11 protein-coding genes are annotated in these 13,927 nt (G+C 61.3%); 9 read left to right on the top strand and 2 right to left on the bottom strand.

Going from position 1 to position 13,927, the window contains the following annotated elements; genetic code table 11:
- Window positions 1-37: 37 nt before the first annotated feature.
- The 9 genes from LG374_RS08315 to LG374_RS08275 all read left to right on the top strand — a co-directional run bounded on the left by LG374_RS08315 (window position 38) and on the right by LG374_RS08275 (window position 10,739).
- Entirely contained in the window at window positions 38-1,111 is a 1,074-nt protein-coding gene (locus tag LG374_RS08315; RefSeq protein ID WP_225757255.1) for an alpha/beta fold hydrolase, read from the top strand.
- 9 nt (window positions 1,112-1,120) lie between these two features.
- Entirely contained in the window at window positions 1,121-1,816 is a 696-nt protein-coding gene (locus LG374_RS08310; protein ID WP_225757254.1) for a cyclase family protein, read from the top strand.
- The gene (locus LG374_RS08305) at window positions 1,813-3,597 is read left to right on the top strand and encodes an alpha/beta hydrolase (RefSeq protein WP_225757253.1); all 1,785 of its coding nucleotides are present in this window, start codon (window positions 1,813-1,815) and stop codon (window positions 3,595-3,597) included. The genes LG374_RS08310 and LG374_RS08305 overlap by 4 nt, the downstream gene beginning before the upstream one ends.
- 119 nt (window positions 3,598-3,716) lie before the next feature.
- Complete coding sequence (gene lptE, locus LG374_RS08300; RefSeq protein ID WP_225757252.1) at window positions 3,717-4,187, top strand: LPS assembly lipoprotein LptE; 471 nt, start codon at window positions 3,717-3,719, stop codon at window positions 4,185-4,187.
- Window positions 4,184-5,200: a DNA polymerase III subunit delta gene (gene holA, locus LG374_RS08295; RefSeq protein WP_225757251.1), complete on the top strand. Its 1,017-nt coding sequence runs from the start codon at window positions 4,184-4,186 to the stop codon at window positions 5,198-5,200. The genes lptE and holA overlap by 4 nt, the downstream gene beginning before the upstream one ends.
- Window positions 5,197-5,877, top strand: a complete 681-nt coding sequence (locus tag LG374_RS08290; protein WP_225757250.1) for a cold shock and DUF1294 domain-containing protein — start codon at window positions 5,197-5,199, stop codon at window positions 5,875-5,877. The genes holA and LG374_RS08290 overlap by 4 nt, the downstream gene beginning before the upstream one ends.
- A 12-nt stretch (window positions 5,878-5,889) precedes the next feature.
- Window positions 5,890-6,225 (top strand): ribosome silencing factor, encoded by a 336-nt coding sequence (rsfS, locus tag LG374_RS08285; RefSeq protein ID WP_225757249.1) that lies wholly within the window; start codon window positions 5,890-5,892, stop codon window positions 6,223-6,225.
- Window positions 6,226-6,489: 264 nt separating this feature from the next.
- Window positions 6,490-8,967: a heavy metal translocating P-type ATPase gene (locus tag LG374_RS08280; protein WP_225757248.1), complete on the top strand. Its 2,478-nt coding sequence runs from the start codon at window positions 6,490-6,492 to the stop codon at window positions 8,965-8,967.
- A 71-nt stretch (window positions 8,968-9,038) separates the two neighbouring features.
- Complete coding sequence (locus LG374_RS08275) at window positions 9,039-10,739, top strand: Hsp70 family protein (RefSeq protein WP_225757247.1); 1,701 nt, start codon at window positions 9,039-9,041, stop codon at window positions 10,737-10,739.
- 56 nt (window positions 10,740-10,795) lie between these two features.
- Here LG374_RS08275 and gltS read toward each other — a convergent pair whose 3' ends face one another.
- Window positions 10,796-12,046: a sodium/glutamate symporter gene (gene gltS, locus LG374_RS08270; RefSeq protein WP_225757246.1), complete on the bottom strand. Its 1,251-nt coding sequence runs from the start codon at window positions 12,044-12,046 to the stop codon at window positions 10,796-10,798.
- Window positions 12,047-12,252: 206 nt separating this feature from the next.
- The gene (locus LG374_RS08265) at window positions 12,253-13,638 is read right to left on the bottom strand and encodes an anaerobic C4-dicarboxylate transporter family protein (protein ID WP_225757245.1); all 1,386 of its coding nucleotides are present in this window, start codon (window positions 13,636-13,638) and stop codon (window positions 12,253-12,255) included.
- Window positions 13,639-13,927 lie beyond the last annotated feature (289 nt).

Raw genomic sequence — 13,927 nt, 5'->3', positions numbered from 1 at the left:
CTGCGGGCCCTTTCGCTTTAGAAAACAGGGGAACACCATGCACCTGACACTACGCCGCCTCCTCCAAACCGCCTTCTGCGTACTCGGCCTCACCACCTTCGCCCAGGCAGAAACCACCTACCCGAACCAGGAAGAGCACGAATGGGTCATCCCGAACTACCGCTTCACCAGCGGCGAGATCCTGCCCGAACTGCGCCTGCACTACACTACCCTCGGCAACCCCGACGGCGAACCCGTCCTCATCCTGCACGGCACCACCGGCTCCGCACGCAGCATGCTCAAAAAGGGCTTTGCTGACGAACTCTTCAGCGCCGGCGCACCGCTGGATGCCGCCCAATACCGCATCATCCTGCCGGACGCCATCGGCACCGGCAAAAGCAGCAAACCCTCAGACGGCCTGCGTATGAAATTCCCGCGCTACACCTACGACGACATGGTCGATGCCCAGTACCGCCTCATTACCGAGCACCTGGGCATCAAGCACCTGCGCCTCGTCCTAGGCAACTCCATGGGCGGCATGCACACCTGGCTGTGGGCGACCCGCTATCCGGAGATGATGGACATCGCTGTGCCGATGGCGTCCTACCCGACTGAAATGGCGGGGCGCAACTGGATGATGCGCCGCCTGCTGGTCGATGCCATCAAAAGCGACCCCAGCTGGCAGAACGGCGACTACCGCGAACAGCCGCAAAATTTCCGCCGCACCTATCTCTTTTTCACCACCGCCACCAACGGCGGCGAACAGGCGCTGTACAAAGCGGGCAGCAGCAGCGCGGCAGGCGACGCCTGGCTGCAAGAACGCCTCGCCACCCCCTTCAACGGCGACGCCAACGACTTCATCTACCAGTGGGAATCCTCACACGACTACAACGCCTCAGCTCATCTCGAAAACATCCGCGCTCACCTGCTCGCCATCAACTCCGCCGACGACGAACGCAACCCGCGTGTCCTCGGCATCATGGAACGGGAAATCCCGCGCATCCCGCACGGGCGCGAATACCTCATCCCCGCCAGCGAAAACACCCGTGGCCACGGCACCGTGATGCAGGCCAAACACTGGAAAGCCGAACTGCAACAACTCCTGCAAACCGCCCCGAAACAACAGCCTTGAGGCACGACCATGCAATACCACTTTCTCTCCCATCCGCTGAACGTCGCCGATTCCGGATTCCCCGGCGAACCGACGCTGCGCATCGAAAAAAGCACACGCATCGCCGACGGCGACGCCTACAACAGCTCCATCCTGCACCTCTTCAACCATTTCGGCACCCACTACGACGCCCCGGCCCACTTCAACCCGAACGGCCCGACCATCAGCGAACTGCCGATCGAGCACTTCATCTACGAACACCCGCTCCTCATCGACCTGCCCAAAGGTGAAGCCTCGCTGATTGAGCCCGCCGACCTCGCGCCCTACATGGCGCGTGCTGCCAAGGCCGACTGCCTCATCCTGCGCACCGGACTCGAAGCCTTGCGCAAACGCGACCCGCAAACCTATGCCGCGCGCGGCTGCGCCTTCAGCATCAACGCCGCCCAGTACCTGCTGGATCACGCCCCACACCTCAAAGCCGTCGGCTTCGACTTCATCTCGCTGGCCTCGCCGTCGCATCCCGACCACGGCGTCAAAGCGCACCAAATCCTGCTCGGCATGTACAGCAAACACTACATCTGCATCATCGAGGACATGGCGCTCGCCCATATCGACGCCTACCGCCTGCAACGCGTCATCGCCATGCCATTGCGCGTGCAGGGCGTGGACAGCGCACAAGTGAGCATCCTTGCCGAAGTCGGCGAAACAACGGGAGAACGATCATGAAAACCTGCCGCTGCTATGCCCTGTGGGCAGCCATCTTTGCCCTCATCGCCCTGATTGCCGCCTGGACAGGCAACCGCATCGAACGCGACTTTGGCCGCATCGACGTCAACACCATCACCTTCATGACCGAAGAAATGCAGCCGATGGTGGCCAAACTCTACCGCCCGAAAACCGCAACCGCCGCACAGCCCGCACCGGGACTGCTGGCCCTGCACGGCTACCAGAGCGACAAAGAAGCCACCAACACCTTCGGCGCCCTCGAACTGGCGCGGCGTGGTTACGTCGTCCTCGCCATCGACCACTTCGGGCACGGCTACTCGACCAAAGCCCCGGCTGCCAACAAAAACATGAGCGGCGCCAACAACGGCTACCAGTACCTGAAAAGCCTGCCGTTCGTGGATAACACCCGTCTCGGCATCTTCGGCCACTCCACCGGCGCCCTGAACGCCATCCGCGTCGCCAAAGCCAACCCCGATCACCGCGCGGTGAACGGACAAAGCAGCAACGGCGGCGAAATGGACGGACTGCACAACTACTTGCTCACCCAGGGCCTCTACGAAGAAATCGGCGGCTACCGCGAAAAAACCTACCCCGTCAAAAACCTCGTTCACAACGCCGCGCGCCTGCAAGCCTTCGGCCTGCCCGCTGACAGCACCCTCGAATGGAACCACACCTACGGCAATATCGCCGACGGCAGCGCCCGCCGCGCTGACCTGGTACAGGGCAGCCACCTCGGCGTAATGATTGCCACCGCGACCAACCAAAGCGCCATCGACTGGTTCGCGCAAACCCTCGGCCAGCCGCAGGAAGCACAAGGCTTCACCTACTGGTACAAAGAAAGCAGCGGCCTCGTCGCCCTCATCGCCGCCGTGCTCTCCACCCTCTGCCTGGCTGCATTGCTGCTGGACACCCCATACTTCGCCGCCGCCCGCCAGCCGCTCAACAACGACAACCGTCTGGAACGTGGCCAATGGCGGCTATTCGCCCTCATCAACGTCCTGCTCACCCTGCTGCTCTACCCGCTCTTCACCCGCTGGGGCGGCGCCAACGAACCCATCGCCGCACTCCTGCCCGCGATGCCGCTGGAAATGGGCAACGGCATCATCACCTGGCTCCTCGTCAGCGCCGCCGTGAGCATCGCCCTGTTCAGCCTGTGGTACCGCCGTCAAGGCGTGCCGCTGCAATACCTGGGCGTATTCGCTCCGCCGACCCGCGACAGCGCCGTCGTCATCCGCCGCAGCCTGCTCCTGGCCCTGCTGCTGATGGGCTACCTCTACGCCCTCACCCTGCTCATCCACAACCTCTTCGCCCAGGAACTGCGCTTCCTCTGGCCGCTCCTGAAACCGATGACCGCCGAACGCTGGCAGCTCTACCCGCTCTACTGGCTGCTTATCCTCATCGCCTTCACCGCCGTGAACGGCCTCATCCTCACCGTTCAGCTCAAACAGCCCATCGGCTACAGCTTCACCGGCAACCTGCTGCGCTGGAGCGCAGGCAGCATCCTTGCTGCCGTCGGCGGCCTGTTCCTGCTGTGGTGCCTGCACTTCATTCCTGCCTACCTGCAAATCGGCCCGGGATTCGACGTCATCGGCCTGCCGCAATACGGCGGACGCTGGATGATGATGCTGCCGGTCATCATGGCGCAATACAGCGCAATGCTCATCATCAACCACTGGTGCTACCTGAAAACCGGCTACATCTGGCTCGGCGTCACCCTCACCTCACTCCTGATGGCGTGGATGATGGTCGGCGGACAAGTCATTGGCCGTTTCATGGCTTGAGACATGCCACGCGCCCAAGCAAAATCCCGCTCCGGCGGGATTTTTTATGTAACCCGCCGCCGCCCGCCACTGCCCCGGAAAACTGTTACAATCCACACACCTAACGCCCATCTTCCCGCATGAAAAGACGCCTCCTCCTCGCCACCCTCCCCTTTGCCCTTGCCGCCTGCGGTTTCCACCTCAAAGGCGCGCAGCAAGCGAACCACGTCCACAGCATCTACCTCGACCTGCCCGGCGGCAACGACGAACTGGCCGATGCCATTCGTGCCGCCCTGCGCCAGCAAGGCATCATCGAAAGTGCGGAAGCTGCCGTGCGCGTCACCATCAGCGACATCGACCACCAGCGCGTGCGCACCACGACCGGCAGCACCGGCGACACCCAGGAAATCGAACTCTTCGACAGCTTCCGCGCCACCATCAGCGAAAACGGCGAGACGCGCGGTAGCCAGACCTTCACCGCACGCAGCAACGTCCTCTACCGCAGCAACGCTTACCTCGGCAGCCGTGCTGAAGAAGCCGAAGCGCACCAGCAACTCGCGCGCGACAACGCCGACAAACTCATCCGCTATCTCAACGCCACCATCCGATGAACCTCGCCGCGCAAGACACCGCTCACCACCTGAAAGCGCACCCGCTGCCGGCCATCAGCCTCATCTACGGTAGCGAAGCGCTGTTGAACGCCGAAGCGCTGGACGCCCTGCGCGCACGTGCCACCGCCGACGGTTTCAGCGAACGCCAGCGCCTCTACGGCGACACCCGCATCGACACCCTTATCGCCGAACTCGAAACCCCCTCGCTCTTTGCACCGCGCCGCCTGCTCGAACTCTATCTCGACCAGAAAAAAGCGGACAAGGCGACCGCCGACACCCTCACCCGCCTCGCCGACCTGCCGCTCGATAACACCCGTCTCATCATCTACGCGCCGAACCTGGAAAAACCGCACACCACCGCGTGGTACAAAGCGCTGTTCAGTAAAGGCAACCTCGCCATCGCCAGCCAGACGCTCTACCCCGAACAATTCGCCAAACAAATCCGCGCCCGCCTGAATGCCGCCAAACTGCGCCTCACCGAGGCCGCCTACGAACTGCTGCTGGCCAACTGTCAGGGCAACCTCTTTGCCGCCAAACAGGCCATCGAACGCCTCACCATTCACCCGCAGGCACACAACATCATCGACGAAACCCTGCTCACCGAACTGCTGGACGACTTCTCGCAATTCAACACCTTTGCCCTCAGCGACGCCATCCTCGGCGCTGACTGGCTGGACGCCTGGCGTATCGCCGCCCGCCTCGAAGCGGAAAACCCGCGTGACACCACCCTCGTCACCTGGCTCATCCAGCGCGACATGAGCGTTCTCATCGGCCTTGCCAACCTGAACCCGGGCGAACACGCCGCCCACTACCAGCAATACAACATCTTTGCCGGTCAGCAGCGCCGCTATCAGGCGGCACTTGGCAAACACAGCCGCGCCGCCCAGCGCACCCTGCTCAAACTCGCTGCCAGACTCGACCGCATCACCAAAGGCGCAGAACACGGCGATTACTGGCACACCCTGAAACAGCACCTGCTCCTCCGCGCCCAACAACAACGACAGCTCACATGACTTACGCACCACCCCGTAAAAACCGCCGCCTCCCGCTGAAACTCGAAGAAGGCCGCGCCTACCAAGGCCGCGTCATCAACTGGAACGACGAAAAAGGCTACGGCTTCATCCAGATCCAGCCCGGCTACGAAAACCTCTTCTTCCACATCAGCAACTTCGCCTACCACCACCGTCGTCCATCGGCGGACATCGCCGTCACCTTCCTCGCCACCCCGGCCCAAAAAGGCGGCTGGCAGGCAAGCCGCGTCCTCCTGCGCGAGCACGAGCACGCCATCATGGAAAGCGACCCCTACGACATCGCCGATAAAAATAAACCCAAGCGCATCGAAGGCTACGTCTATGCCGTGCTCGATATCCTCTACTTCCTCGGCCTGACCCTCATCTCGCTGCCGCTCGGCATCACCAGCGCCATCATGAGCGTGCTGACCGTCATTCTCTACCGTTATGACAAACGCGCCGCCGAACAGGGCGGGCAGCGCATCCCCAACACCACCCTGCACCTTGCCAGCCTTCTCGGCGGCTGGCCGGGCGCGCTCATCGCCCGTCCGCTCCTGCGGCACAAACTCAACCAAAAACGCTTTCGCGGCTTCTTCTGGGCAAGCATCGTTGCCAACTTCGGCATCCTCTACCTGCTCATTGCCTACCTGCCGCCCTACAACCCGCTGACCAACTTCTGAACAAGGAACCCCATGAACGCCAACGAACTCAAAACCCTGGTCGAGCACAGCCTCGCCGAACTCAAAGCCGTCAACATCGAAACCATTGATCTCGCCGGCAAAACCGACATCGCCGACTACATGATCGTGGCCAGCGGCACCTCCGACCGCCACCTGCACGCACTCGCCGACAAAGTCCATGACGACAGCAAAGCCGCCGGCCATCCGCCGCTCGGCATGGAAGGCGAAGACAGCCGCGACTGGGTGCTGGTGGATCTCGGCGACATCATCGTCCACCTCATGCGCCCGGAGACGCGCGAACTCTACGCGCTGGAAAAACTGTGGTCGCTGCCGCCGACACGCAGCTGAGCGCAGGCGGCAAGACATAGCCGTTTCCAATAGGACTGAGACAAGGCGGCGAGCCTCGCCGTATCCGTTCCAGTTGAAACGACTATAGCAGGGGGCGGGTGCAAACCCGCCTTTGCCTTATCCCCACCGGCATGCCGCTTGATAGCTACGTAGTTTTTTGTTTTTGAGACGTTGCAGGCGACGTCTCTACAAAACCCCCGTATTTGCGCCGCTTGACGAAATCTTGTCGCGTCCGGAAGAAACGACCATAAACCCCACACCCCCATGACCTGCTACCACTGCCACCAGCCCATCCTTGCCGGCACTGACATTCATGACGACGCCGGCCACGCCTACTGCTGCACCGCCTGCCGTGCCGTCGCCGCCATCATCAGCGCGCACCACCTCGACCAGTACTATACCGTGCGCGACCGCCCCGCACCGCGACCTGATACCGCCTACGACCACAGCCACTGGCAGGCCTACGACCTGCCCGACATCGCCGCCCAGTACACCTATCGCGACGGCGAAAATAACGAAATCCACCTCTACATCGACGGCCTGCACTGCGCCGCCTGCACCTGGCTCATCAGCCGCGCCCTCGAACGCGCACACGGCATCACGCACACCCACATCAACCTGACGACAGGCCGCGCCGAAATTCGCTGGCGCGACACCCCGCTCTCGGCCATCCTCGCCACCATCGCCGACCTCGGCTACACCCCGAACCTCACCACGCCCGACCAGGAAGAGCGCCGCGACCACCGCCGCCGCAACCACGACCTGCTGCGCCTCATCGTTGCCGGCCTCGGCATGATGCAGGTGATGATGTTCGCGACCGGCCTCTACACCGGCGCCTGGCTCGGCATCGAGCGCGAATACGAACAACTGCTGCGCTGGATCAGCGCGCTTACCAGCGCCCCGATCATGCTCTACGCCGGCTACCCCTTCCTGAAAAGCACCTGGCTCGCCCTCAAACAGCGCCGCCTCAACATGGACGTACCCATCGCCATCGCCTGCGCGGGGGCGTGGCTCGCCAGCCTCTACCACACCATCCTCGGCCACGGCGAAATCTACTACGACGGCGTCACCATGTTCATCTTCTTCATCACCATCAGCCGCACCCTTGAAGCGCACACCCGCCGCCGCGCCCGCCACAACCAGCACCACTTCGCCCGCCTCCTGCCTGACGCCGTGTACCAACGCGCAGCGGACGGTGAATACCGCCTCGTGCCGCTGCCTGCGATCCGCGTGGATGACCACATCCGCGTCCTGCCGACGCACACTATCCCCGTGGACGGACGCATCGAAGCGGGCACCAGCCGCGTAGACGAAAGCATGCTCAGCGGCGAAAGCACCCCGCAGTACAAACAGACGGGCGACATCGTCCTCGCCGGCAGCACCAATCTGGAAAGCCCGCTCGACATCCGCGTCACCCAAACCGGACAACAAACCACCCTCGCCGCCATCCGCCGCATCAGCGCCCGCGCCGAACAGCACCGCTCGCCGCAGATAGACCGCAACGAAACCCTCGCCCGCCACACCATCCTTGCCGTGCTCATCCTCGCCGCCGCCGGTTACCTCATCTGGCAGTGGATAGCGCCCGCGCGCGCCTTCGACATCGCCCTCGCCGTACTCGTCGCCACCTGCCCCTGCGCACTATCGCTGGCGACGCCGACCGTGCTTACCGCCGCGCTCAACCACGCACACAAACATGCCATCCTCATCAAAAACAGCGACACCCTCGACCGCCTCACCCGCATCAAGCGCATCCTCTTCGACAAAACCGGCACCCTGACCGCCGGCAAATACCAACTGCGCGCAGGCGAAACCTACGGCTATGCCGATCCGCATACCCTGCTCGCCATCGCCAAAAGCCTCGAAACCAATAGCACCCACCCCGTCGCCTGGTACTTCAGCCGCCAGGAAACCGCCACCCTGCCCATGACGAACATCAGCCAGCACAGCGGCAAAGGCGTCAGCGGCGACTGGCAGGACAGCCGCTGGCATATCGGCAGCGCCGCCTACATGCAGGAAAACGGCGTCGTCACCCTCGAAACCACCGACATAAAATCCCTCCCCCCGCTTGCGGGGGGAGATGTCGCGCAGCGACGGAGGGGGGGAAACACCGCCACTGATGCTGAGGAAAACCCAATCGACGACGCCAACACCACCCACGTTTACCTCGCCGAAAACACCACCCTGCGCGCGCACTACCGCCTGGGTGACCCCGAACGCCCCGACCTCGCCGCAACCCTGACCACGCTCGCTACCCGCTACCACCTCGCTATCGCCAGTGGCGACCGCAGTGCCAACGTCGCCCGCCTCGCCACGCGCTACCACATCACTGACTACCACGGTGACCTGCGCCCAAGCGACAAACTCGCCCTGCTCGAAGCGCACGACCCCGCGCATACCCTGATGATTGGCGACGGCATCAACGACGCGCCCGTCCTCGCCCGCGCCGCCGTCTCCGTCGCCGTTGGTCGCGCCAACCCGCTGTCGCAGACCCACGCCGATATCGTTTTCATGAAAAACGGCCCCGACGCCCTGCCCTACCTCTTCGACCTGGCCACGCGCACCCAACGTATCATCCGCCAGAATCTCGCCTGGGCGGCCGCCTACAACCTGCTTATCCTGCCGCTTGCACTCTGCGGCTACCTCACCCCGTGGATCGCTGCGCTCGGCATGAGCACCAGCTCACTGCTCGTCACCGCTAACGCCCTGCGTATCCAGCGCACCGCCCCACCGCCCGGTGCGTAAAAACGCCGGGAGAGCGGGCAATAACCACCCGCTATATAATCCGCGCCATTTTTCCGCTTGGAGCACACAATATGGACACCCCTATCCTCGGCATTGACCTCGGCACCACCAACAGCCTCGTTGCCTACTGGCAAGACGGCAAGGCACAACTCGTCAAAAACGCCCTCGGCAGCGTCCTCACCCCGTCCGTGGTCAGCGTTGATGACGACGGCAGCATCCTCGTCGGCGCCGCCGCGCGCGAACGCCTCATCTCGCACCCGCAGGCGACCGCTGCTTCCTTCAAGCGCTACATGGGTAGCAGCAAACGTTACCGTCTTGGCCGCCGCCACGAATTCTCACCAGAAGAACTCTCAGCGCTCGTCCTCGGCTCACTCAAGGCCGATGCCGAAGCTGCCTTTGGCGCGCGCGTCACGGACGCTGTTATCACCGTCCCCGCTTACTTCAACGACACCCAGCGCAAAGCCACTCGCCACGCCGCCGAGCTGGCCGGACTGAACGTGCGCCGCCTGCTCAACGAACCCACCGCTGCGGCAATGGCCTACGGCCTGCACCAGGGCGATGGCGACCGCAAATTCCTCGTCCTTGACCTCGGCGGTGGCACCTTCGACGTCACCCTGCTCGATATGTTCAGCGGCATCATGGAAGTGCGGGCGAGTGCGGGCGATAACATGCTCGGCGGCGAAGACTTTACCGAATTGCTCATCCGGGGCTTTGGCAGCGCACATCCCAAGGCTGACCTTGCCGGCGTGCAAGGACCACTCTACGCCGCCGCCGAGCGCGCCAAACAGGCGCTAAACAGCGGCGACGCCGACATGCAGCTCACCGTGGGCGGTGAGACACTCAACTGGCACATCACGGGTGCTGACTGGGAACAACGCTGCGCGCCACTGCTCGAACGCTGCCGCACCCCCATCGAACAGACCCTGCGCGACGCTGGGGTGCGCGCCGCCAGCCTCGATGACATCATCCTCGTCGGCGGGGCGACGCGGATGGGCATTTTGCGCAAAGCGATGGCGCGACTCTTTGGCCGCTTCCCGACCACCGGCCTCAACCCGGACGAAACCATCGCTATTGGTGCCGCCATCCAGGCGGGGTTGGTCGCGCAAGACCAGGCGCTGGAAGAAGTGGTCATGACTGATGTTGCCCCCTACTCGCTTGGCGTCGAAACCAGCATCCAGACCAGCGAGCAGCACTACGAAAGCGGCGTGTTCAGCCCCATCATCGAGCGCAATACCGTCATCCCCGTCAGCCGCATGGAAACCTACTACCCCATCCAGAACAACCAGGAAGCGCTGCTCTTCAAAATCTACCAGGGCGAGGCGCGGCTCGTGCGCGACAACATCTACCTCGGCGAAATCAACATCCCGCTGCCAGACTACCGCGACCCCGAACAAATGCCCGCTGAAGTGCGCTTTACCTACGACGTCAGCGGCCTGCTCGAAGTGGATGTGCACCTGCCCGCTGACGGCAGCACCCACCAGCTCACCATCCACAACAGCGGTGTCAACCTCGATGCCGCAGCCTTGCAGGCGGCACACGAAAAACTGGCGAAACTGAAAATCCACCCGCGCGACCAGGCGGAAAACCGCACCCTGCTGGCGCGCGCCGAACGCCTCTATACCCAGCGCCTCGGCGAAGACCGCCAATACATCGGGCAGCGCATCGCCATCTTCACCGCCGCCCTTAACAGCCAGGACGAACGCCTCATCCGCGAAGCCGCGCAAGAAATGCAGGAGTTCTTGCAGCATATGGATGACGATTTCTGGCAATAACGGCAGTCGTCAAAAAAACCACCGCGCGAGCGGTGGTTTTTTATATTTCATCGGTTTTACAGATACTTGACGAAGCTCTGCAACACAGCACTGTTGATAAGGTCAACAAAGAAGGCGCCCACCATCGGCACGATGAGGAAGGCCTTATGCGAAGCACCAAAGCGTTCAGTCACAGATTGCATATTGGCAACCGCCGTCGGTGTCGCGCCAAGACCGAAGCCACAATGCCCGGCGGCAAGAACCGCTGCATCATAGTCACGGCCCATAAAGGCGTAGGTGACATAGGTGGCATAGAGGAACATCACCACCGTTTGCGTCAGCAGGATAACGGTGACAGGCAGCGCCAGCGCAGTCAGCTCCCACAACTTCAGATCGAGCAGGGCAATGGCAAGGAAGATGGAGAGCGAGGCATTGCCGAAGACATCAATGGCGCGGTCAAACATATTGAACTTGAAGGCACCAGTGAGGATATTGCGCAGGATGACGCCACAGCCCAGCGCCCAGACGAATTGCGGCAAATCAAGGATGGCGAGGATATTTTTCAGATAGCGGGTATCCACATCGTTCATGATTTCGGAAAAAACCAGACAGACGGCAAACATCGCCAGCGTATCTACTGCTGAAGAAGCGGTGATGAGGCGCATCCGCCCTGGTCGTTCAAAAATTTCCTCAGGTTTATCGAGGTCATCACTGGCGATGGTCTCCGCCGTTTCTACCGGCTTGCGCCCCATTTTGTTGATGAGGCGGCGTGCCGTCGGGCCGCCGATAAGGCCGCCAGCAACCAAACCGTAAGTGGCGCAGGCCATGCCAAGACCGGTCGCACCGACCAGGCCGAGTTTTTCCAGCTCCGGTCCCCAACCGCCAGCTGTGCCGTGGCCGCCGGTCATGGTGATGGAACCTGCCACCAAGCCGATGAGCGGGTTTTGTCCCAGCATTGTCGCCAGCAGCACGCCGACGGCGTCCTGCACGATGATGAACACGCCGACGATAACGGTGAAATAGACCAGCGGTTTACCGCCCGCTTTCAGGCGGGAAAAATCGGCACTGAGCCCGATAGAGGTGAAAAAGATGAGCATGAAGGCATTCTTCAGCCCGGCATCAAATTTGAAGATGTAGCTGCCGAAGCCATAGAGGATATAGATAATGGCCGCCGCGACCAGACCGCCCGCGACCGGTTCGGGGATGTTGAAGTCACGCAAGAAACGGATTTTTCGCACTAACTGCCGCCCGAAAAGCAGCACGATGCAGGCGATAAGCAGGGTGTAATAACCGTTGACGGTTACCGTGGTAAAGACAGGTTGTTCCATAGAAGGCCTCTCTCAAAGTTGCAGGAAGAAATCAGGCGGGTCGTGACACGCCCGAAGGCCAAATACTAAGACCAAAAGTTAATCTTTGTCAAAGAGCAGTTCATCTTATGGTTAATTTCCTCATGTTTTGAGGATTGCTGTGGCCCAAAGAAAAGGGCGACCGTTTGGCCGCCCTTGTTGCTATGCCATAGCGCTAACAAACCGTTTTAGGCCAGCAGCAGTTTGGCGAGCGTGAGGCTGAACACGAGGCTGAACGCCATACTGAGCAGGCCGGGCAGCATGAAGCTGTGGTTCAGAATATAGCGACCAATGCGGGTCGTGCCGGTGGTATCGAAGTCGATAGAGGCAATGATCGGGCCATAGTTCGGAATGAAGAAGTAGCCGTTCACCGCGACGAAGGTACCGACCATAATTTCCGGCGGAATACCGAGGCCAATCCCGACCGGGAAGAGGGTAGCCACCGTTGCACCCTGGCTGTTAACCAGTATCGACAGGCCGAAGAGGGCGAAAGCGAAGGTCCATGGCGCGCTTTGCACAAGGCCTTTGACGACTTCCTGCAAATCGCCCAAGTGAGCGTGCATCAAAGTGTCACCGAGCCAGGCGATACCGAAAATAGCGATAACCGCGCGCATCCCGGCATGGAAGACAGAGCCACGGGTAATAGCGGTGCCGTCTGGTTTGCAGAACAGGATGATGAGCGCGCCAGCAGTGAGCATGACAATTTCGATGGTGTGCGCCATGCCGAGCATTTTCATCTTGCCGTCAGCATTGGGGAAAGACGGACGCAGGTGTTCAACCAGAGCTTGCGGCAAATACTGCCCCAGCTTTTCCATAGAACCGAGGAGGACAACCAGCAAAGCAGCGGAGAGGAAGATGGTGAGCGAGATTTTGGCGCTTCTTTCATTGGTCAGGGATTCGGTGCCGGATGAAACTTCCTGGGCAGCAAAAATTTCCTGATAAGCGGGATCTTGCAGGCGGCGTTGATATTCCGGATCGTCCTTCAGCTCCTTGCCCATCTTGTTGATAAAGATACAGGTGATACCGATACCGAGCACGGTGGACGGAATGGTGACCTTCAGGATATCGAAGATGCTGATGTGATAATCCGCGAGATAACCGACCGCAGAGACGACGGCAGCGGCAATCGGGCTGGCAACGATAGAAAACTGCGAAGCGATGACCGCCATGGAAAGCGGGCGTTCCGGGCGGATACCGTTACGACGCGAGACTTCGGCGATGACTGGCAGTACGGAATAAGCGACGTGGCCGGTACCGGCGAAGATGGTGAAGACATAGGTGACGACCGGCGCCATGAAGGTGATGTACTTCGGATTCTTGCGCAGGATGCGGGTGGCAGCGCGGATCATCAAATCGAGACCGCCGGAAGCCTGCATCGCAGCAGCAGCGGCGACGACTGCCATGATCATCAGCATGACGTCAATCGGCGGGCTGGTCGGCTGCAAGCCAAAACCAAAGGTCAGGATGGCGAGACCCAAGCCGCCGAAAACACCGAGGCCGATGCCGCCGACGCGGGCACCGACCAGAATACACAGCAGCACGATGGCAAACTGCACGTAAAATATTGTGGACATGATGCGCTCCGATAAAAGCTAAAAGGACGACCATGCGGCGGAGAACACGCAGCAAAGCGCACGGATGATGCGCTTTGAGGCGGATTCTTGCCGCACGGTGGTGAAGTCAGCGGATTGCGCGCCAAACTTCCGGCGTTGCCGGAAAATGTGAATCCGTTAACCTTCGCCGCGAATTGTAGTACAGATACCGCAGGCGATAAAGCCTGTTTCCACATAACCACAACTAAGACGTCATCACAATTTACCGTTTCAGTTCAAATAGATAACATTCCATACAGAACCGGTTTCG

This window comes from Cardiobacterium sp. Marseille-Q4385, assembly GCF_916618745.1.
In the GTDB taxonomy this organism is placed as follows: Bacteria; Pseudomonadota; Gammaproteobacteria; order Cardiobacteriales; family Cardiobacteriaceae; genus Cardiobacterium.
This window is presented reverse-complemented; position numbering and strand designations above follow the sequence as displayed.